Source organism: Hymenobacter caeli, assembly GCF_013294115.1.
GTDB classification, from domain to species: domain Bacteria; phylum Bacteroidota; class Bacteroidia; order Cytophagales; family Hymenobacteraceae; genus Hymenobacter; species Hymenobacter caeli.
Genome location: NZ_JABSNP010000003.1, coordinates 297,394 through 316,247, shown reverse-complemented (window position 1 = coordinate 316,247; position 18,854 = coordinate 297,394). Strand labels below are relative to the sequence as shown.

31 protein-coding genes are annotated in these 18,854 nt (G+C 57.0%); all 31 read right to left on the bottom strand.

Annotated features, from left to right (window positions below; genetic code table 11):
• Window positions 1–139: 139 nt before the first annotated feature.
• The 31 genes from HNP98_RS04840 to rpsS all read right to left on the bottom strand — a co-directional run bounded on the left by HNP98_RS04840 (window position 140) and on the right by rpsS (window position 18,852).
• Window positions 140–589 carry a hypothetical protein gene (locus HNP98_RS04840; RefSeq protein WP_173808902.1) on the bottom strand — a complete coding sequence of 150 codons (450 nt, stop codon included), beginning with the start codon at window positions 587–589 and terminating at the stop codon, window positions 140–142.
• Window positions 586–906, bottom strand: a complete 321-nt coding sequence (locus HNP98_RS04835) for an FtsB family cell division protein (RefSeq protein ID WP_173808901.1) — start codon at window positions 904–906, stop codon at window positions 586–588. Before HNP98_RS04835 ends, HNP98_RS04840 begins: the two co-directional genes overlap by 4 nt.
• Before the next feature lie 96 nt (window positions 907–1,002).
• Entirely contained in the window at window positions 1,003–2,274 is a 1,272-nt protein-coding gene (gene eno, locus HNP98_RS04830) for a phosphopyruvate hydratase (protein ID WP_173808900.1), read from the bottom strand.
• 154 nt (window positions 2,275–2,428) lie between these two features.
• Entirely contained in the window at window positions 2,429–3,214 is a 786-nt protein-coding gene (locus tag HNP98_RS04825; RefSeq protein ID WP_173808899.1) for a LytR/AlgR family response regulator transcription factor, read from the bottom strand.
• Entirely contained in the window at window positions 3,211–4,251 is a 1,041-nt protein-coding gene (locus HNP98_RS04820) for a sensor histidine kinase (RefSeq protein ID WP_173808898.1), read from the bottom strand. Before HNP98_RS04820 ends, HNP98_RS04825 begins: the two co-directional genes overlap by 4 nt.
• Window positions 4,252–4,343: 92 nt before the next feature.
• Complete coding sequence (locus HNP98_RS22185; protein ID WP_173808897.1) at window positions 4,344–5,636, bottom strand: erythromycin esterase family protein; 1,293 nt, start codon at window positions 5,634–5,636, stop codon at window positions 4,344–4,346.
• A gap of 206 nt (window positions 5,637–5,842) precedes the next feature.
• Window positions 5,843–6,442: a 50S ribosomal protein L17 gene (rplQ, locus tag HNP98_RS04810; RefSeq protein ID WP_173808896.1), complete on the bottom strand. Its 600-nt coding sequence runs from the start codon at window positions 6,440–6,442 to the stop codon at window positions 5,843–5,845.
• A gap of 183 nt (window positions 6,443–6,625) precedes the next feature.
• Entirely contained in the window at window positions 6,626–7,615 is a 990-nt protein-coding gene (locus HNP98_RS04805) for a DNA-directed RNA polymerase subunit alpha (RefSeq protein ID WP_173808895.1), read from the bottom strand.
• A gap of 95 nt (window positions 7,616–7,710) precedes the next feature.
• The gene (gene rpsD, locus HNP98_RS04800) at window positions 7,711–8,316 is read right to left on the bottom strand and encodes a 30S ribosomal protein S4 (RefSeq protein WP_173808894.1); all 606 of its coding nucleotides are present in this window, start codon (window positions 8,314–8,316) and stop codon (window positions 7,711–7,713) included.
• A 26-nt stretch (window positions 8,317–8,342) separates the two neighbouring features.
• Window positions 8,343–8,735 (bottom strand): 30S ribosomal protein S11, encoded by a 393-nt coding sequence (gene rpsK, locus HNP98_RS04795; RefSeq protein ID WP_035567868.1) that lies wholly within the window; start codon window positions 8,733–8,735, stop codon window positions 8,343–8,345.
• A gap of 87 nt (window positions 8,736–8,822) precedes the next feature.
• Window positions 8,823–9,200 (bottom strand): 30S ribosomal protein S13, encoded by a 378-nt coding sequence (rpsM, locus tag HNP98_RS04790; protein WP_046246596.1) that lies wholly within the window; start codon window positions 9,198–9,200, stop codon window positions 8,823–8,825.
• 102 nt (window positions 9,201–9,302) lie between these two features.
• The gene (gene rpmJ, locus HNP98_RS04785; RefSeq protein WP_044016053.1) at window positions 9,303–9,419 is read right to left on the bottom strand and encodes a 50S ribosomal protein L36; all 117 of its coding nucleotides are present in this window, start codon (window positions 9,417–9,419) and stop codon (window positions 9,303–9,305) included.
• A 7-nt stretch (window positions 9,420–9,426) separates the two neighbouring features.
• Complete coding sequence (infA, locus tag HNP98_RS04780; protein WP_035567874.1) at window positions 9,427–9,645, bottom strand: translation initiation factor IF-1; 219 nt, start codon at window positions 9,643–9,645, stop codon at window positions 9,427–9,429.
• 6 nt (window positions 9,646–9,651) lie between these two features.
• A complete protein-coding gene (map, locus tag HNP98_RS04775; protein ID WP_173808893.1) occupies window positions 9,652–10,434 on the bottom strand; it encodes a type I methionyl aminopeptidase in 783 nt (260 codons plus the stop codon).
• Between the two features lie 9 nt (window positions 10,435–10,443).
• On the bottom strand, window positions 10,444–11,760 hold the full coding sequence (secY, locus tag HNP98_RS04770; protein ID WP_173808892.1) for a preprotein translocase subunit SecY: 1,317 nt from the start codon (window positions 11,758–11,760) through the stop codon (window positions 10,444–10,446).
• Window positions 11,761–11,776: 16 nt separating this feature from the next.
• On the bottom strand, window positions 11,777–12,223 hold the full coding sequence (gene rplO / locus HNP98_RS04765) for a 50S ribosomal protein L15 (RefSeq protein WP_173808891.1): 447 nt from the start codon (window positions 12,221–12,223) through the stop codon (window positions 11,777–11,779).
• Between the two features lie 13 nt (window positions 12,224–12,236).
• A complete protein-coding gene (gene rpmD / locus HNP98_RS04760; protein WP_173808890.1) occupies window positions 12,237–12,416 on the bottom strand; it encodes a 50S ribosomal protein L30 in 180 nt (59 codons plus the stop codon).
• Window positions 12,417–12,422: 6 nt separating this feature from the next.
• Window positions 12,423–12,914, bottom strand: coding sequence for a 30S ribosomal protein S5 (gene rpsE, locus HNP98_RS04755; RefSeq protein ID WP_070744285.1), 492 nt, complete (start codon window positions 12,912–12,914; stop codon window positions 12,423–12,425).
• A 90-nt stretch (window positions 12,915–13,004) separates the two neighbouring features.
• The gene (gene rplR / locus HNP98_RS04750) at window positions 13,005–13,355 is read right to left on the bottom strand and encodes a 50S ribosomal protein L18 (RefSeq protein ID WP_068236383.1); all 351 of its coding nucleotides are present in this window, start codon (window positions 13,353–13,355) and stop codon (window positions 13,005–13,007) included.
• A 9-nt stretch (window positions 13,356–13,364) separates the two neighbouring features.
• Window positions 13,365–13,919: a 50S ribosomal protein L6 gene (rplF, locus tag HNP98_RS04745; protein ID WP_173808889.1), complete on the bottom strand. Its 555-nt coding sequence runs from the start codon at window positions 13,917–13,919 to the stop codon at window positions 13,365–13,367.
• A gap of 27 nt (window positions 13,920–13,946) precedes the next feature.
• Window positions 13,947–14,345, bottom strand: coding sequence for a 30S ribosomal protein S8 (gene rpsH, locus HNP98_RS04740; RefSeq protein WP_068236389.1), 399 nt, complete (start codon window positions 14,343–14,345; stop codon window positions 13,947–13,949).
• A 322-nt stretch (window positions 14,346–14,667) separates the two neighbouring features.
• Window positions 14,668–14,937, bottom strand: coding sequence for a 30S ribosomal protein S14 (gene rpsN / locus HNP98_RS04735; protein WP_035567891.1), 270 nt, complete (start codon window positions 14,935–14,937; stop codon window positions 14,668–14,670).
• Between the two features lie 12 nt (window positions 14,938–14,949).
• A complete protein-coding gene (rplE, locus tag HNP98_RS04730) occupies window positions 14,950–15,504 on the bottom strand; it encodes a 50S ribosomal protein L5 (protein ID WP_173808888.1) in 555 nt (184 codons plus the stop codon).
• 15 nt (window positions 15,505–15,519) lie between these two features.
• Window positions 15,520–15,819 (bottom strand): 50S ribosomal protein L24, encoded by a 300-nt coding sequence (gene rplX / locus HNP98_RS04725; RefSeq protein ID WP_173808887.1) that lies wholly within the window; start codon window positions 15,817–15,819, stop codon window positions 15,520–15,522.
• Window positions 15,820–15,822: 3 nt separating this feature from the next.
• The gene (gene rplN / locus HNP98_RS04720; protein ID WP_046246583.1) at window positions 15,823–16,191 is read right to left on the bottom strand and encodes a 50S ribosomal protein L14; all 369 of its coding nucleotides are present in this window, start codon (window positions 16,189–16,191) and stop codon (window positions 15,823–15,825) included.
• 9 nt (window positions 16,192–16,200) lie between these two features.
• Window positions 16,201–16,500: a 30S ribosomal protein S17 gene (gene rpsQ / locus HNP98_RS04715; protein WP_173808886.1), complete on the bottom strand. Its 300-nt coding sequence runs from the start codon at window positions 16,498–16,500 to the stop codon at window positions 16,201–16,203.
• Window positions 16,500–16,715, bottom strand: a complete 216-nt coding sequence (gene rpmC, locus HNP98_RS04710) for a 50S ribosomal protein L29 (protein ID WP_173808885.1) — start codon at window positions 16,713–16,715, stop codon at window positions 16,500–16,502. Before rpmC ends, rpsQ begins: the two co-directional genes overlap by 1 nt.
• Before the next feature lies 1 nt (window position 16,716).
• The gene (gene rplP, locus HNP98_RS04705; RefSeq protein WP_068236399.1) at window positions 16,717–17,145 is read right to left on the bottom strand and encodes a 50S ribosomal protein L16; all 429 of its coding nucleotides are present in this window, start codon (window positions 17,143–17,145) and stop codon (window positions 16,717–16,719) included.
• A gap of 117 nt (window positions 17,146–17,262) precedes the next feature.
• On the bottom strand, window positions 17,263–18,144 hold the full coding sequence (gene rpsC, locus HNP98_RS04700) for a 30S ribosomal protein S3 (RefSeq protein WP_217425650.1): 882 nt from the start codon (window positions 18,142–18,144) through the stop codon (window positions 17,263–17,265).
• Between the two features lie 5 nt (window positions 18,145–18,149).
• On the bottom strand, window positions 18,150–18,572 hold the full coding sequence (rplV, locus tag HNP98_RS04695) for a 50S ribosomal protein L22 (RefSeq protein ID WP_173808884.1): 423 nt from the start codon (window positions 18,570–18,572) through the stop codon (window positions 18,150–18,152).
• A 1-nt stretch (window position 18,573) separates the two neighbouring features.
• Window positions 18,574–18,852, bottom strand: coding sequence for a 30S ribosomal protein S19 (gene rpsS / locus HNP98_RS04690; RefSeq protein ID WP_068191730.1), 279 nt, complete (start codon window positions 18,850–18,852; stop codon window positions 18,574–18,576).
• Window positions 18,853–18,854: the final 2 nt, after the last annotated feature.

Here is an 18,854-nt window from a genome sequence, read left to right as displayed (position 1 = left end):
ATTGTAAGGTGTCTGAATGGATAGACAGGTTTCTGCCCCCTGCCAGCGGGCTGCTGCCCGGGGCCTTGCAAAAATCGACGACCGGATTTCCCCAATAATTTGTAGGTGAAACACCTTTTCTCTGGTACCCCTCCCCTACCTACCGGGGCCGCCGCACCACCACGCCGAACCCCAGCGGCCGGGTAGCCAGCGAGTCCCGAAACGTGACGTCGAGCAGCACGTGGGGCCCCGGCCCGGCCGAATCGGCGGCAAACCGGAACTGGTAGAACAACAGCGCGGGCTGCCCCTCGGGCAAGCGCCAGCCCAGCTTGTACAACTCGATGGCGAGGCCCCAGCGCCGGGCCTGCGCCCGCAGCGCCGCTACCTGGGCCACCACTTGCGGGGCCGACAGCACCGCCCCGGGGGCCAATGCGGCGCGGGTCGCACCGGGCGGGCGGATCAACGCTTGCCGCAGAAATTTACGGGCCAAGTGGGCTTGCGGGGGCCGCCGCGCCCGCAGGGGCAGGAACGCTCCGGGCATCCGGGCAGCCACGCCGCTCACAAAAAAGGCGGCCACCGCTACGGCCGCCGCCTTCAAAAACCACTTCACTTGCCTTCGGCGTCCTCGGGCACCATGATGAACAGGTCCTCGCCGGGGCGCTTCATCAGGTATTTCTCGCGGGCAAATTTTTCGAGCAGCGCGGGGCTACTCATCAGCTCGGCGCGGTCCTTCTTCACCGTCTCGATGTTGTCGAGGTAGTACTGCTTCTCGCTCACCAGGTCCTGGTATTTGCGGTAGATGTCCACCTGCTTGCCGATGTCGTTGGCATCAAACACCAGCATCCACACCACAAACGCCCCGCCCACAAGAAAATAAAAGCTGCGCACCACCCGCAGCACGGGCACCAGAAACCGGGGTATTTTCATGATCAATTTGCCGCTTAACGGGTCCTAAAGCTACGCAAAAGCCCCCGCTGTTTGGCACGGCGGGGGCTTATCAATTAACAGCCATAACAAGCAAATCTACATTTTGCGGCCGGGGAAATAGGCGATTTCGCCCAGTTCTTCCTCTATGCGCAGCAGTTGGTTGTACTTGGCCATGCGGTCGGAGCGCGAGGCCGAGCCGGTTTTGATTTGGCCGGTGTTCAGGGCCACGGCCAGGTCGGCGATGGTGCTGTCCTCGGTTTCGCCCGAGCGGTGGCTCATGATGGACTTGTAGCCGTTGCGGCGGCCCAGGCTCACGGCGTCAATCGTTTCGGTGAGGGTACCGATCTGGTTCACTTTGATGAGGATGGCGTTGGCAATGTGCTCGTCGATGCCCTTCTGGATACGCTCCACGTTGGTCACGAACAGGTCGTCGCCCACGAGCTGGATTTTCTTGCCCAGCTGCTCGCTCACCAGCTTCCAGCCGGTCCAGTCGTCTTCGGCCAGGCCGTCTTCGAGGCTGATAATCGGGTATTTGTTGGCCCAGTCGGCCCAGTAGCTCACCATCTGCGCGGGCGTCAGCTTGTCGCCGGTGCTCTTTTTGAAGTGGTAGTGGCCGTCCTCAAAGAACTCCGACGCGGCGGGGTCGAGGGCAATCATCACCTGCTCGCCGGGCTTGTAGCCGGCCTGCTCAATGGCTTGCAGCACAATCTGGATGGCCTCCTCGTTGCTCTGAATGTCGGGGGCAAAGCCGCCCTCGTCGCCCACGTTGGTGCTGTAGCCCTTTTTCTTCAGCACCGTTTTGAGGGTGTGGAAGATGTCGGTGCCCCAGCGCAACGCCTCGCTGAACGAGCTGGCGCCCACGGGCATCACCATAAACTCCTGGAAGTCAATCTTGTTGTCGGCGTGCGAGCCGCCGTTGAGGATATTCATCATCGGCACGGGCAGGGTGGTGGCGCCCACGCCGCCCACGTAGCGGTACAGCGGCATGCCGGCGTCCTGGGCGGCGGCGCGGGCCGCGGCCAGGCTCACGCCCAGGATGGCGTTGGCCCCGAGGTTGCCCTTGTTGGGGGTGCCGTCGAGCTCGATCATAATTTTGTCGATCAGGCCCTGCTCGTACACCGAGAAGCCCACCAGCTCTTCGGCCAGCGTGGTATTCACGTTTTCCACCGCTTTAAGCACGCCCTTGCCTTGGTACATGGCTTTGTCGCCGTCGCGCAGCTCCACGGCTTCGTGCACGCCGGTGCTGGCCCCGCTGGGCACGGCGGCGCGGCCCGTGGCCCCGCTGTCGGTGGTCACGTCCACTTCGATGGTGGGGTTGCCGCGCGAATCGAAAATCTGGCGGGCGTGAATTTGCGAAATGATGCTCATTAAAATGAGGTTTGGTTGGGGAGAAAGTTTCCAAAAACCCGCCCCGGTGGCCCCAATGCCCGCCGCGGCGCGTTGTGGCGGCAAGGTACTCATTCCGCTTTTAGCTCCCCACTGGGGCCCCACGCAACACGGTAAAATAATACGCGCCGGGCCTCTACCCTTCCAGCCACCGCCGGAACTCGGGCGTTTGGGCCGCGCTGGTGGTGAGCACCGCCGCGGGCTGGGTGCGCAGCTGCACCGCCAGCCGGTTGTTGAAGTAGGCCTCCACGCGCGCCACGAAGGCAATGTTGACCAGCTCGGAGCGGTTGAGGCGGCCGAAGTGGGCGGGGTCGAGCTGGCGCTCCACCTCGGCCAGGGTGCCGGCCAGCGGGTAGCGCGCGCCGGCCGCGTCCACGGCGAAGGCCACGCCCGCGTCGGCCTGCACGTAGGCCACCTCGGCCACGGGCAGCACGTAGAGGCCGTTGCACATCCGCACCGAAAACCGCTGCTTGTATTGGGGCCCCGGCGGCGGGTGCAGCGCCTGGGCCAGCGCGCGCAGCACCTCGGGGCTCAGCGTGGGGGCCCCGGCGCTGGCGCTGGGGCCACCGGCCAGCAGCTGGTACTTGTCCAGGGCTTCCCGAAACTGGGCGTAGTCGAACGGTTTGAGCAGGTAGGCAATGCCATTGCCCCGGAACGCGGGCAGCAGAAACTGGTCGTAGGCGGTGGTAAAAATGACCGGACACGTCACCCGAAACTGCTCGTAGAGCCCAAACACGTTGCCATCGAGCAACTCGATGTCGGAGAAAATCAGGTCCGGCATGGGGTGCGTTTCCAGCCAGGCCAGCGCCTTGGCCACGCTCCGTAGCACGGGCGGGGCCGGCGGGGCCAGCCCGGCGCGGACCAGAAAATCCACCGTTTGGCGGGCGGCCAACTCCTCGTCTTCCAGAATCAGGATGTTCATCGGGCAGCGGGCTTGGGGGGCCCCGGGGCCAGCGCCACCAGCGGCACGGCCACGGCAAAGGTGGCAGCGGTGGCCATCACGGCGATTTCCTGGCCGGCCAGCAGCCGGTACCGCTCGCGCAGGTTGGCCAGCCCCGTGCCCAGCGAATCGACGGCCGTGCGCTTGGGCCGGCGTGGGTGGGATACACTTAGGGCCCCAGCGGCGGCCCCGATGGTGATGCGCAGCGGGTCGTCGTCGTCGCCGGCGTTGTGCTTGATGGCGTTTTCGACCAGCAGCTGCACCGTGCCCGGCACCACCAGCAGCCGGTGCAGCTCGGCCGCCGCGGGCAGCTCCTGCCGAAATTCGTAGGCCGCCCCGAAGCGGTGGCGCAGCAGGTAAATGTATTCGTCCACGAATTGCAACTCCTCGGCCAGCGTCACAAAGTCGTCGTCCTTGTGGCGAATCAAAAAACGGTAGAGCGCGGCGAAGCGGGTCAGGTACTCGTGGGCCTCGGCCGGGTCGTGCTGGATGAGGCCCCGCAGCACGTTGAGGTTGTTGAACAGAAAGTGCGGGTCAATCTGGGCCTTGAGGTAGCGCAGCTCGCTCTCTGTTTGGGCCTGCCGCAGCTGCAACACCTTTTGCTGCGCCTCGAAGTAGCGCTTGCCGGTCAGCAGCACCGCCAGCAGGCCGTAGCTTTTGGCGTGGGCCACGGCCCCGAGCACCAGCCACGCCCCCGACAGTGGCGCCGCGTGCCCCAGCAGGGCCCCGTAGACGCTGACGTAAGCCCAGCCGCTCAGCCCCAAAAACAGGGGCAGTAGTGCCAGGCCCAGCCAGTGCCGCCGGTTCAGGAACAGCGGCAGCAGCCCGCCTACCAGCAGGCCCACCGTGGCCGTATCCAGCAGCACCGTGGCCCCCACCACCGGCAGCGTCCGGGCCCAGCCCCAGCCAGTATCGGCCCCGTACTGCACCAGCAGGATGGGCCCCACCACGAGCCAGTAGGCGGCCACCAGCCCCAGGTCCGAGCGCGAAAGCCGCGGCGCAGCAGGAAAAGCATTCATGCGAAACGGGTTGTTAATAGTGGCCAAGGTAGCTGGCGGCCAGCCTGGGGCCCCCAGCTAAGTTCGTGCACTAAGCCGGCGCAGCAGCTGTGCTACTGGCCGCGGCTGGTTACCGCCGCTTCTGGGGGCCCCAGCGGCGTCACGGGGCCCGAGCCGCGCACCAGCACCAGGTACTGCACGTAAGCCGTGGCCGGCAGCTCGGGGCGGAATTGCATCTGCTGCTCCAGCGGCATGCCCGGTGCGTAGCGCAGCTGAATGGGCTGGCGGGTAGCAGTGGCCCCCGGCGCGTCGAGCCGCACCAGCGTAGTGCTGCCCGGCGCGGTGCGCTGCTTCAGGTCGGCCAGGCCAGTTACCGTTACTAGGGGCCCGTCGTGGTTAAATTTGTCGGTGACGGTGTACGGCTGCCCCGCTGCCTGCCAGGGCCCCGGCAGGCCGTCCGTCGGGTACAGCATCCGGCACTCGCTGAATACGCACAGCACCGATACCACCTTGTCGTGCATCGGCAGCGCACGCTGCCGGATGCGGGCCGCCAAGTCCGAAAAGCCATTTTGCAGCGGGCTTTGCAGCACGTGGCCCAGGCCCCACATTCCGTATAGCTTCTCGTGGGCCAGCCGCTTCGTCTGCACCAGCGCCTGGAAATTGACAAAAATGTTGTCCTCCCGCCGCCCCGCCCGTAGGTCGTAGGCCGCATTCGCCAGCGCGTGGCGTAGGTCATCGCACCTAGCTTCGGGCCCCACACCGGCCAGCGCCCGCCGCGCCACCCCCATTAGCCCCGGGGCCCCCGGTTGCCGCAGCACCGCCACCACCGAATCGATGCGGCTGCGCGCCCCCGGCGCCAGCGGTGCCGTGCGCAGCAGCACCGCGAGGTAGTCAGCCGCCAGGGGCAAGTCCTGCAACGCATCGAGCCCAACGAACCGGATGCGCCGCGCCGCCGGCAGCGTCTGGTTCAAGGCCCTGATGCGTTGGATTTTCTGGTAGAACTCCTGGTTGGCCCACTGCGCCCGGCCGGCTACCCAACTCCTGAACACTAGCCGCAGGGTGCTGTCCTGACCCGTACGCAGGTACTCGTTCAGGTAATAGGCCTTGGCGCAATCCACTTCCGCCACGTAGGTGCGCACCCCTGCCCGGGCGTTCAGGTACTTCAGCAATGCAAAATCAAGCGCTTGGGGCCCCCGCACCCCGTGCGCCTCGCCCAGCAAAAATAACTGATTATCATAAAACACTTTATCAAACAGCGCAAACTTCTCCTTGCCCGCCTCAATGGTTTCCAGCGGTGCTCCGGCAAATACGGATTCCGCCGCAGCAGTTTGCACCCAGGCCCCTGGGGCCCCCGGTAGCAGCACGGCCCAAAGCAAGAGGTAACGCAGAAGCAAAATGACTTTCATAACGCAAAGCGGCCTAGCCGCGCAGAGTGTGATTGAATGCTTCAAAGCACGCCTACCCCGCCGCCGGCCCCGCCGCATAGTCCGCCAACCCACCGAAAATTCCGTTGAGCTGCCGCAAAAATCCCACGAGCTTCCTCGCCCAAAACCCAACAAAAAAAGGGATGCCCCGCGAGGGGCATCCCTTTTCAAAATCAAACCTCGAAAGCTTACGCGTCGGCCTTAGCCTCGTCGCGGCTCTCGCCATCCTTCACCGTTTCGGTGGGGGTATCTTCCGGGGCCGACTGCTGCACAGTAGCGTCAGGAGCTACGGCTTCGCCCGTCACTTCGGTAGCCGAAGTCACGGCAGCATCGCCGGCAACCGGCGCGGTACCACCCGAGCGGCGGCGCGACCGACGCGTCGTGGTAGCCTTCTCAGCACCGGCATTCTTGGCTTCAAGTAAGGTTTCGTTGTAGTCAACCAACTCAATTACGCACATTTCAGCGTTGTCGCCGAGCCGCGAATCGCTCAGTTTAATAATGCGGGTGTAGCCACCAGGACGGTTGGCAATCTTGCCAGCTACTTCACCAAATAGCTCCTTGATAGCTTCTTTTTCTTGCAATTGAGCAAACACCATCCGGCGCGAATGCGTCGTATCCTCTTTTGATTTGGTGAGCAGCGGCTCTACGTACTGGCGCAAGGCCTTAGCCTTGGCTACCGTCGTGGTTACGCGCTTGTGCAGGATAAGCGATGTAGCCATGTTCGATAACATCGCATGGCGATGGGCGGTAGTCCGGCCCAAATGGTTAATCTTTTTTCCGTGTCGCATGGGACTGAAAAGTAAATGTGCGCTTGCGGGCAACGACCACGGCGGGTCAAAACCTCATTAGAACCGCTGCCCCTCGGGCGCACTGGTCAAAAATGTAAAAAATCTGTAAAAAAGAAATGTGGAGGCGAAAGCTACGGTTGGTGACAAGCACGTCTCCACATTCTTACATCTCCACATCAACTGCTAGTCTTCCTCGAGCCGGTACTTGCTCAAGTCCATCCCGAACTCCAGACCGCGCTCTTCCACCAAATTCTCCAACTCGGTGAGGCTCTTCTTACCGAAATTGCGAAACTTCATCATATCCGCAATTTCTAAAGTCACTAGCTCGCCCATCGTCTTGATATCAGCAGCTTTGAGGCAGTTCTTGGCGCGCACACTCAACTCCATGTCTTCCAACGGGGTCTTCAGCATTTTGCGCATCTGCATGGTTTCCTCGTCAATGGGCTCGTCTTCCACCACGCGGGCGCCTACGGTAGCCATTGTGCTGTCCGAAAACAGCATAAAGTGTTGAATCAGGATATTGGCTGCTCCTTTCAGAGCTTCTTCCGGATGAATGGAACCGTCGGTCTGAATCTCCAGGATGAGCTTCTCGTAGTCGGTCTTTTGCTCTACCCGAGTATTTTCGATGCTGTATTTCACGTTCTTAATAGGCGTGTAAATAGCATCAATGGCAATTTGGCCAAATACGTGGTCAGTTTGCTTATTCTCGTCGGCCGGCACATAACCGCGACCCCGGTTGATGGTCAGCTCAAATTCCAGCTCTTTGCTGGGGTCCACGTGGCAAATCACGTGGTCCGGGTTCAGCACCTGGAAGCCACTGGCAAACTTGCTAATGTCTGCTCCCGAAAAAGTATCTTGGCCTTTCACGCGCACCGTAATTTTATCCGGAATGGCATCGCTCACTTTCTTGAGGCGCACCATTTTTAGGTTCAGGATGATTTCGGACATATCCTCAATCACCCCTTCAATCGTCGAAAACTCGTGCAGCACACTATTGGTGCGCACCGACGTGATGGCAAACCCCTCCAGCGACGACAGCAGGATGCGGCGCAGCGCGTTACCAATGGTCACGCCGTAGCCCTTCTCGAGCGGTTTAAATTCAAACGTCCCGGTGAAGTCGTCGGATTTCTCCATTACTACTTTCTCCGGCATCTGAAAAGCTAAGATTGACATAGATGAGGCGTTAAAAACGATTTAAAATGAGGAATGCATTACGCACGAATGCGGCCCGGCGATTTGCCAGGCCGCACCCAGTTGGCGCAGTGCAATTACTTCGAATACAACTCGACTATGAGCTGCTCCGTGATTTTCTCCGGAATCAACTCGCGCGACGGCGCATTTATAAATTTGCCAGCCAACTCTTTGCCGTCCCACTCTAGCCACGAGAACTGGCGCGAGTTGCGAACCGACAAGCTTGTAGTAATAGCTTCGAGCGATTTTGACTTCTCGCGTACAGCCACAATGTCGCCAGGCCGCAGGTGGTACGAAGGGATATTAACCACTTCGCCGTTCACCGTGATGTGCTTGTGGCCCACCAACTGGCGAGCAGCGCGGCGCGTTGAAGCAATACCCAACCGATATACTGTGTTATCGAGGCGGCCTTCCAGCAACGCCAACAAGTTGTCGCCAGTGATGCCGGGCAGCGAAGCCGCTTTATGGAACAAGTTCTCGAATTGTTTTTCGAGCATTCCGTACATGTACTTCACTTTCTGCTTCTCCATCAACTGCACAGCATATTCCGACTGCTTCTTACGGCGGCCGCGGCCGTGCTGGCCTGGAGGGTAATTTTTCTTGTTGAGTGCCTTGTCCGGGCCGAAAATCGGCTCGGCGAAGCGACGGGCAATCTTGGACGTGGGGCCGGTATAACGTGCCATGTTAGGATAAAATCAGGGGTGAATAATCAGACGCGACGGCGCTTGGGCGGGCGGCAGCCGTTGTGCGGCAGCGGCGTTACGTCGCGGATGGTCGTCACCTCGATGCCCACGTTACCCAGGGCGCGGATGGCCGACTCACGGCCCGAACCCGGGCCTTTCACAAACACTTCGGCTTTGCGCATACCCAGGTCGTGGGCCACTTTGCCGCAGTCACTCATAGCCATTTGGGCGGCATACGGTGTGTTCTTCTTTGAGCCACGGAAGCCCATTTTGCCGGCCGAAGCCCACGAAATTACTTGTCCGTTGTTGTTAGTGATGGAGATGATGATGTTGTTGAACGAGGCACGGATATGCACCTGTCCAACCTGCTCCACCACGACAACGCGCTTCTTAGCTTTGTCTTTTCTTTTTTGTGCCATTTGGTTATCGCGAAAAATGCAGGAGGTGTTGGGACTGGCAGCCTAGGTACGTTACCCGCGGCCACTAGCACCGATTCCCACTAGAGTTTATTTAGTTGCCTTCTTCTTGCCGGCCACCGTCTTGCGCTTGCCCTTGCGGGTGCGCGAATTATTCTTGGTGCGCTGGCCGCGCACCGGCAGGCCCTTGCGGTGCCGCAAGCCCCGGTAGCAACCAATGTCCATCAAACGCTTGATGTTGGTGGTCACCTCCGAGCGCAACACGCCTTCGGTCTTGTGCTCAGCAGCAATAATGGCGCGGATGGCCCCCGACTCCTCATCGGTCCAGTCCTTCACCTTCTTGTTGATGTCGACCCCAGCTTTCACCAGAATTTTCTGGGAGTTGCTCCGGCCAATGCCGAAGATGTAAGTCAGGGCGATTTCGCCGCGCTTGTTGTCCGGGATGTCTACCCCTGCGATACGAGCCATGTGGTTTAGTTATGTATTTGCGGACGGAAACCCGGCAGCAACTTGGAAGGCAGCCACCGCAGTGGCCAGTACCCAAGGCTCCGGGATTCTTAAAAATGTTTTTTAACCCTGACGCTGTTTGTAGCGAGGGTTCTTCTTATTGATGACGTACAGCTTGCCATTGCGGCGGACAAGTTTGCAGTCCACGCTGCGCTTTTTCACCGAGGTCTTGACTTTCATGACGGGGTTATTTGTAACGGTATTTAATTCGGCCCTTCGACAAATCGTAGGGTGACATTTCGAGCTTCACTTTATCCCCCGGCAGAATTTTAATATAGTGCATCCGCATCTTACCCGAAATGTGGGCAATCAACTGGTGACCGTTTTCCAACTCCACGCGAAACATGGCGTTGGAAAGGGCTTCGAGGATGGTACCGTCCTGCTCAATAGAGGCTTGTTTTGCCATAAAGGGCTACTGCAATGCTTTTTCGATGTATTCAAAAGACGTGAGAATCTCCGCCTTATCCTTTCTAACAACAACGGTGTGCTCAAAGTGCGCCGAGGGTTTGCGGTCCTTGGTGCGAATCGTCCACCCATCCGCTTCCTGCACCACATCCTTCTTGCCCAAGTTTACCATCGGCTCAATGGCCAATACTAAACCCGTTTGCAGCAGCGGACCGGCTCCCCGCTTGCCATAATTCGGTACTTCAGGTTTCTCGTGCAACTTAGCGCCTACGCCGTGTCCCACCAACTCCCGAACCACACCGTAGCCCAAGGGCCCCACATGGTTCTGAATGGCATAGCTAATGTCACCAACACGGTTGCCGCTCACCGCTTTCTCAATCCCTTTGTACAGGCTTGCTTTGGTTTCTCGCAACAGAACCAGTATTTCCGGGGACACCTCCCCGATTGGGTAAGTGTAAGCACTATCGGCGTGGTATCCGTTAAGAAAGACACCACAGTCAACCGACAAAATATCACCATTTCGCAACGGCTCATCCGTAGCGAAGCCGTGCACCACCACCGAATTAGGTGAAAGGCACAGGCTAAAGGGAAACTTATTGTAGCCTTTGAAAGAAGGGATGCCACCGTGGTCCCGGATAAACTCCTCGGCCCGCTGGTCAAGCTGCCGGGTAGTTGCTCCTTCTTTTACCAGACCCGCTACTTCCCCGTGAGCCTTAGCCAACACCTGCGCGCTAGCACGGATAAGATCAATTTCTTCTTCTGTTTTATATTGAATACTACCGCTTGCCATGATAACCGCTTACGAGGCCAAGGCCACGTTTTGCGACCGTCCCCGCACCCGGCCCGATTTCATCATGCCATCGTAGTGCTGCATCAGTAGGTAGCTCTGCACTTGGTTTACCGTATCCAGTACTACGCCTACCATAATGATGAGTGATGTACCACCGTAGAACGCTGAGAATGGACGAGTGACGCCCAACAACAATGCGATAGCCGGGAAAATGGCGATGGCTGCAAGTGCAATAGCGCCTGGCAATGTAATGCGGGTCAGAATCTCATCAATAAATTCCGAAGTATCGCGGCCCGGCTTGACGCCCGGCACAAAACCACCACTACGTTTCAAGTCATCGGCAATTTGATTAGGATTGACGCTGATTGCCGTGTAGAAATAGGTAAACACAACGATCAGAATTCCAAACGTTAAGTTGTATTGCCAAGAGGTGTAGTCCGAAAACTTGACTCCAATATAGCTGGCAAGGTCACTCTTATTTTGCCAAACAGAGGCAGCGATTGCCGGCACGAACATCAACGATTGAGCGAAGATGATGGGCATTACGCCAGCAGCATTTACTTTCAACGGGATAAACTGGCGCTGCGCATCAAGCTGTGTAGTACCACCTACTTGCTTGGCGTACTGCACTGCGATACGGCGAACAGCCTGCGTCAAGACGATTACGGCCATCACAACCAGGAAAAGCACAACCAGTTCCAGCAGAAATATCAACGACTTATTCACTCCCTTTGCAGCTGCCTCCCCGATGATGGCACCAGGTAGCCGTGACACGATGCCAATCATGATAATCATGGATATACCATTGCCAATCCCCTTATCGGTGATCTTCTCACCGAGCCACATACAAAACAACGTTCCCGCCGTGATGATAAGCATAGTCGAAATTGTGAAGAACGTGCCTGGATTGGTAATGGCCTCCGCGTTAATGGTGGCGATAAAACCAACCGATTGAGCCAGTACAATGGGTATCGTGAGGATACGAGTGTACTGGTTTATCTTCTTGCGACCTGATTCACCTTCCTTCTGTAGCTTCTGGAAATAGGGTACTGCAATTGTTAACAACTGCAGAACAATACTGGCCGAGATATAGGGCATGATGCCCAGCGCGAAAATGGAAGCATGACTAAAAGCGCCGCCAAGCAACGTGTCAAGAATGCCAAACAAGCCTGCCGCTCCCGTCTTCAAACGGGTTGGGTCAACGCCTGGCAGCACCACGTAAGAGCCCAGACGATAGATAGCAATGAAAAAAAGCGTATTGAGGATTCGCGTACGCAAATCCTCAATCGCAAAGATGTTTTTTATCGCGTTGATAAACTTATTCATTGCTTTTGATTGAGCTTTAGAGCGTTACCGCTTTGCCGCCCGCCTTTTCAATGGCTTCAATAGCCGATTTAGAAAAAGCGTGAGCATGAACCTCTAGAGCACTGGTGACTTCACCACGGCCCAGAACTTTGATTTTCGCGTTCTTCGACACCAACCCGTTAGCCACAAAATAAGCAGCGTCCAAGACAGTGGCCGACGTGCTTTCAACTAACGAGGCCAATACGTCTAAGTTGATGGCTTTGTACTCGATGCGGTTGATGTTGGTGAAGCCAAACTTGGGTACCCGACGTTGCAGGGGCATCTGGCCACCTTCAAATCCCGATTTGCGCTTGTAGCCTGAACGTGACTTGGCACCTTTGTGCCCTCGGGTCGACGTACCGCCACGGGTCGAGCCTTCTCCCCGACCAATTCGCTTTTGGTTCTTGGTAGAGCCAACGGCAGGTTTTAGATTACTAAGATTCATAACGTTCGGAGAACTACAGTTCGGTTACTTGCACCAAATGCTGCACACTTTTCACCATGCCCAAAATGGCTGGATTGGATTCGTGCTCAGCAGTGCTATTCATTTTGCCCAAGCCCAATGACTTCACGGTGCGCTTCTGACGCTCGGGGCGGTCAATGACGCTGCGCACGAGCTTTACTTGAATTTGTGCCATCGTCGATTAACCGTTGAATACGCGGGACAATGAAATACCACGTGCCTGCGCAATTTGCAGCGGGTCACGCATTTTAGCCAAAGCGTCAAAGGTAGCTTTCACCACGTTGTGGGGATTCGACGAACCCTTCGACTTAGCCAATACATCTTTGATGCCGGCGCTCTCAAACACAGCACGCATGGCACCACCGGCAATTACGCCGGTACCAGCAGCAGCCGGCTGCACCAGCACAAAACCACCGCTGTACTTGCCCTGCATCACGTGAGGCACGGTGTGCTTATACATCGGTACCTTCACCAGGTTCTTTTTAGCATCGTCAATGCCTTTGGCAATGGCGTCGGTTACTTCGTTAGCTTTACCAAGGCCATAGCCCACGGTGCCATTGCCATCGCCCACCACCACAATGGCAGAGAAGCTAAAGCGACGACCACCTTTCACTACTTTAGCGACGCGGTTTATGGCGACAACTTTTTCTTTGAAATCGGAGTCCGGGCCCATGCGGCTCGCTTCTTTGTTGCGGTCCCGGTCATTGCTGCGTTGACGGTCTCCGCCAGGACGATTATTGTCGCGTTCTTGCGCCATGATACTTTAGAAATTGAGGCCGCCTTCGCGGGCTCCTTCTGCCAATGATTTTACGCGGCCGTGATACAAGTAGCCTGAGCGGTCGAACACCACTTTCGAGATACCTTTCTCCTGAGCTACCACCGCCAACTGCCGGCCAACGGCAGCGGCCAGGGCCACGCCATTACCGCCTTCGGCAGTTACCTGTTTCGACGAAGCCGAAGCCAAGGTGCGGCCAGCCGTGTCGTCAATAATCTGAGCGTAGATTCCCGTGTTGCTACGGAATACCGACAACCGTGGTCGCTCGGACGTGCCAGCCACCTTGGTGCGGATGATGCGCTGGATCCGCTTTCTGCGGGTTGCTTTGTCAAAAGCCATGATGCGAAATTATTTAGAGGCTGTCTTACCAGCTTTACGACGGATAATCTCGCCCACGAAGCGCACGCCTTTGCCCTTATAGGGCTCAACCTTGCGCAGGGAACGAATCTTGGCAGCCACTTGGCCTAAAAGCTGGTTGTCGATGCTCGTAAGCGTCACAATTGGGTTTTTACCTTTTTCGGTGACGGCCGTAGCAGTCACTTCTTTCGGCAGGGCGATGTACACGTTGTGCGAGTAGCCGAGGGCCAACTCCAGCGTAGTACCAGCCAACGTGGCTTTGTAGCCCACGCCCACCAACTCAAGTTGCTTGGTGAAGCCGTTGCTTACACCGAGTACCATGTTGTTAATAAGGGAACGGTATAGGCCGTGCATTGCCTTATGACGCTTCTGCTCAGTGGGGCGGGTCACGGTGAGGGTACCGTCTTCAACGGCAACGGCAATGTCGCGGTCCACTTGCGTGGTCAGCGAACCCTTGGGGCCCTTTACCGTCACCGCGTTGTCTTTATCGACCGAAATAGCGACCCCGGTGGGAACAGCAATCGGCAGTTTACCAATACGTGACATAGTTCTATTAGCTATACAGGTTACTAATTAGTACACGAAGCACAGTACCTCGCCACCCACGTTTTCAGTTTTGGCTTCCTTTTCCGTCATCACGCCCTTAGAAGTCGAGATAATGGCGATGCCCAAACCGCTGAGCACCCGCGGTAGGTTATCGGCCGCAACGTACTGACGCAAACCAGGCGTCGAAACGCGCTGAAGCTTGGTGATGGCCGGAGCCTTGGTAGTCGGGTTATACTTAAGCGCGATTTTAATCGTGCCCTGTACTGCCGCGTCATCAAACCGGTAGCTCTGAATGTACCCTTTGTGATAGAGCACCTTCGTAATTTCCTTTTTGATATTGCTGGCCGGGATTTCTACCACCCGGTGGTTCGCCTTGATGGCGTTGCGCACCCGGGTCAGGTAGTCGGCGATAGGGTCAGTGTTCATTGAATGCTAGATGCGGCCGCTTTTTTCGGAGCGCAAAGATAAGAAAATTTCGCTGGGCTCCCGGTAGGACCAACGAAATTTCGGTTAAGACTACTTGGCTTGCCCGGCGACGGTGCAGCCAATGGTTTCTTTCGGCAACCTGCCAAAGGATTTGGGGCCTTCCCCAACTTTTCGGAGTGCAAAGGTAGTAGAAGTGCAGGACTTATGCAAAATTAAATCAAAAACAGTTGAACTGCTTTCTTGCCCGATTTAAATCAAAATTCCCAAGCTAACGCCTCAAAAAGGCCTTAGCTTGGGAACCGATGAATATCATTGACTGGTACTACCAACTCGACTTGGTTACACCAGGAATTTTCCCGGCGAGAGCCATTTCACGGAAACGCACGCGGCTAATGCCAAACTTGCGCATGTAGCCTCGGGGGCGACCGTCAATCATATCGCGGTTGTGCAGGCGCACGGGTGAAGCGTTTTTAGGTAGCTTGTCGAGACCTTCATAGTCGCCGGCAGCTTTAAGAGCCTTACGCTTCTCGGCGTAACGGGCCACGGTGGCAATGCGCTTGCGCTCCCGTGCTTTAATGGATTCTTTAGCCATGATGTCGGAAGATTAAGCTTCTTTTTTAGCGTTGGCGAACGGCATCCCGAATGCTTTGAGCAACTCATAGCTCTGCTCATCGTTCTCGGCGGTGGTCACGAAGGTGATATCCATGCCCGAGATGCTCTTGATTTTATCAATCGAAATTTCGGGGAAGATGATTTGCTCCTTCACGCCTAGCGTGTAGTTGCCGCGGCCATCAAAGCCTTTGTCATTAATGCCTTTAAAGTCGCGCACACGGGGTAGAGCCACCGTCAGCAGACGGTCCATGAACTCATACATCCGCTCACCGCGCAGGGTCACTTTTGCGCCGATAGGCATGCCTTCGCGAAGCTTAAAGTTCGACACCGAACGCTTGGCGATAGTTGGAACCGCTTTCTGACCAGTAATGGTCGTCAACTCTTCCACGCCGTTGTCCACGAGCTTCTTGTCAGCAACCGCCGCGCCAATGCCGCGGTTGATGCAGATTTTGGAGATGCGAGGTACCTGCATGATGCTCTTAAACTGGAATTTCTCCTGGAGCGCCGGTACTACCTCTTTTTGATATATATCTTTCAGTCGGGCCATGATACGAGGGGCTGATTAGGCCTTTTTCGTGGCCGATGCGCTCTTACGCACCCGCTCACCGGTTTTGGGGTCAATAGCCTGCACGTTACTTACGTGCATGGGCGCCTCCATCTTGGTGATGCCGCCCTGGGGCGACTTGGCGCTCGGCTTGTTGTGCTTGGTCACCAGGTTGAGGCCGTCCACGATTACGCGCTGGGTCACCCGATTCACCGATTTGATAACACCGGTTTTACCGCGCTCATCGCCGGCAATCACTTTAACGGTGTCGCCTGACTTCACATGCAGCTTGACGGGCAATTCTTTGTTAATAGCCATGGCTTACAGTACTTCAGGGGCCAGCGATACGATTTTCATAAACTGGCGTTCGCGCAACTCGCGGGCCACCGGCCCGAAGATGCGCGTGCCGCGCGGCTCGTCGTTATTGTTGAGCAACACGGCGGCATTGTCGTCGAAGCGGATATAGCTACCGTCTTTGCGGCGCACTTCCTTCTTCGTACGTACCACCACTGCTTTGCTCACGGTACCTTTCTTGGCGTTGCCGGAAGGAATAGCCGACTTTATGGCTACCACAATCTTATCGCCAACGCTGGCGTATTTCTTGCCCGTGCCACCCAGAACGCGGATGCAGAGCACTTCCTTGGCACCGCTGTTGTCGGCCACCGTCAGGCGGGATTCTTGCTGGATCATCGGTCTGGGTTATTTAGCGCGTTCAATGATTTCGACCAAGCGCCACCGCTTGATCTTACTCAGCGGACGGGTGCTCATGATGCGCACCGTATCGCCTTCGCCACACTCATTCTTCTCGTCGTGAGCGTGAAATTTGGTGGTCTTGGTCACAAACTTCCCGTACTTGGGGTGTTTCTGCTTTTCAACCACGGCTACCGTGATGGATTTTTCCATCTTACTGCTGGTCACTTTACCGACAATTTCCTTGCGCGCATTGCGGTCAGATGCGGGGTCGTGGGCCGGCAACAGTTTCTCTTGAGTTGGTTCCATTATTGAGCGGGGTTAATGGCCTGCTCGTTATTGCGGCGAGTCTGCTCGGTGAGCAAACGGGCAACATTTTTGCGGCTAGCCTTCAGACGGGAAGGATTTTCGAGCGGCGAGATGGCGTGGGCGAAACGCAATTGCTGGCCTTGGGCACGCTCGGTTTTAATTTGCTCTTTCAGCGCATCAGCGGAAAGGCCTTTGAGGTCGGTCTTGTTTTTCATGTTAGGCAGCGGCTTCAACGTAATCGCGGCGCACCACGAAGGTCGTCCGAACGGGCAGCTTCTGGGAAGCCAAACGGAGCGACTCCTTCGCTACTTCCAGCGTCACGCCATCCGATTCAAACATAATCTGACCTGGTTTTACACAGGCCACCCAATACTCCGGCGAGCCCTTACCCTTGCCCATCCGCACTTCAGCGGGTTTCTTGGTAATCGGCTTGTCGGGGAAAATGCGAATCCATACTTGCCCTTCGCGTTTCATGGCGCGAGTCATGGCAATACGGGCTGCCTCAATCTGGCGAGCCGTAATCCAAGACGTTTCCAGCGACTTGATAGCGAACGAACCGAAGTCGATGGAGCTGCCGCGGTAGGCTAGGCCAGTCACGCGACCCTTTTGCATCTTGCGATACTTGGTCCTTTTCGGTTGTAACATGAGAAATTAAATAAGAAAGAGAATACTAGAGAATTGCGGACCATCTCCGCAAAAACCTGTTTTGGGATGCTAGACCACGGGACCTAACATTCCGAAACAGTCTTTTAGTTTGCGGGACTAACGACGGGGCCCCCGACCAGCACCACCGCCTTGGGCGGGGCCATTGCGACGGGGGCCGTTGCTATCGCTACGGCCTGCACCACCAGCAGGAGCGCCACCAGCGGCGTTGCCGCCACGGTCACCACCACGGTCGCGGCGCGGGCCACGATCACCACCACGGTCACCGCGCTCACCGCGCGGGCCGCGGTCATCGCGGCGCCCGCCGACATCGCCGCCGGGGTTAGTCTGCTGCTGGTTCGGCGACAAATCGGGCTTGCCGAACACCTCACCGCGCATCACCCACACTTTAATACCTATTTTGCCATACACTGTCTGAGCTTCTGACAAAGCATAGTCAATATCAGCACGCAGGGTGTGCAGCGGCGTGCGGCCCTCTTTGTATTGCTCCGAGCGGGCAATTTCAGCGCCACCCAAACGGCCACCGCACTGAATCTTAATACCTTCAGCCCCAACCCGCATAGCGGCCTGGATGGACATCTTCATGGCGCGACGGAACGAAATACGAGCGGCCAACTGCTGGGCGATACTCTCGCCCACCAACTTAGCATCCAACTCAGGACGCTTAATCTCAAAGATGTTGATCTGAACATCCTTATTGGTGATTTGCTTCAGTTCGTCCTTGATTTTATCAACTTCCTGGCCGCCTTTGCCGATCACCACACCCGGACGTGCCGTGTTGATGGTGATGGTGATACGCTTGAGGGTGCGCTCAATCACAATGCGGCTGATGCCACCTTTCTGAATGCGGGCGTTGATGTACTTGCGGATTTTCTCGTCCTCCACCAATTTTTCGGCGAAGTCCTTGCCGCCATACCAGTTCGAGTCCCAGCCTTTGATGACTCCTAGACGGAAGCCAACCGGATTTACTTTCTGTCCCATATGATTTATGAGTTGGCCTCGGCCTGATTTTCAGTGGTGGCGGAATTGGCGGCTTGCGCTTGGGCGGCTTTGCTGCCAGCCTTTTCAATCATCGTGTCGATTTTCAACGTCACATGGTTGCTACGCTTACGGATGCGGTGGCCCCGGCCTTGGGGGGCGGGACGCAGGCGCTTCAGCTGCCGACCTTCATCAACGAAGATTTCGCTGATGTAGAGGTTGGCCTCTTCGATACGCTGATCTTCGTTGTGCTGCTGCCAGTTGGCCAAGGCCGAGAGGAGCAGTTTCTCAATCTTCTCGGCACCGCTGTTGGCTTCAAAGCGGAGCAGGCCAAGAGCCCGTGTCACTTTCTGGCCGCGGACCAAGTTGGCTACCAAGCGCATCTTGCGCGGCGAGGTAGGCACATTGCGGAGTTTTGCTACTGCTTCCATCTTAGCGCTTGCCTTTATCTTTTTTGGCGACGTGACCACGGAAGTTGCGTGTCGGGGCGAATTCACCCAGCTTGTGCCCTACCATGTTCTCGGTCACATACACCGGGATGAACTTATTGCCGTTGTGAACAGCGAAGGTGTGGCCCACGAAATCCGGCGAAATCATCGAGCGGCGTGACCAAGTCTTCACCACTGATTTTTTACCGGCCGTTTCGAGTGCCGTGACTTTCTTTTCCAGCCGGAAGTCAATGTACGGCCCTTTTTTGAGTGAACGTGCCATAT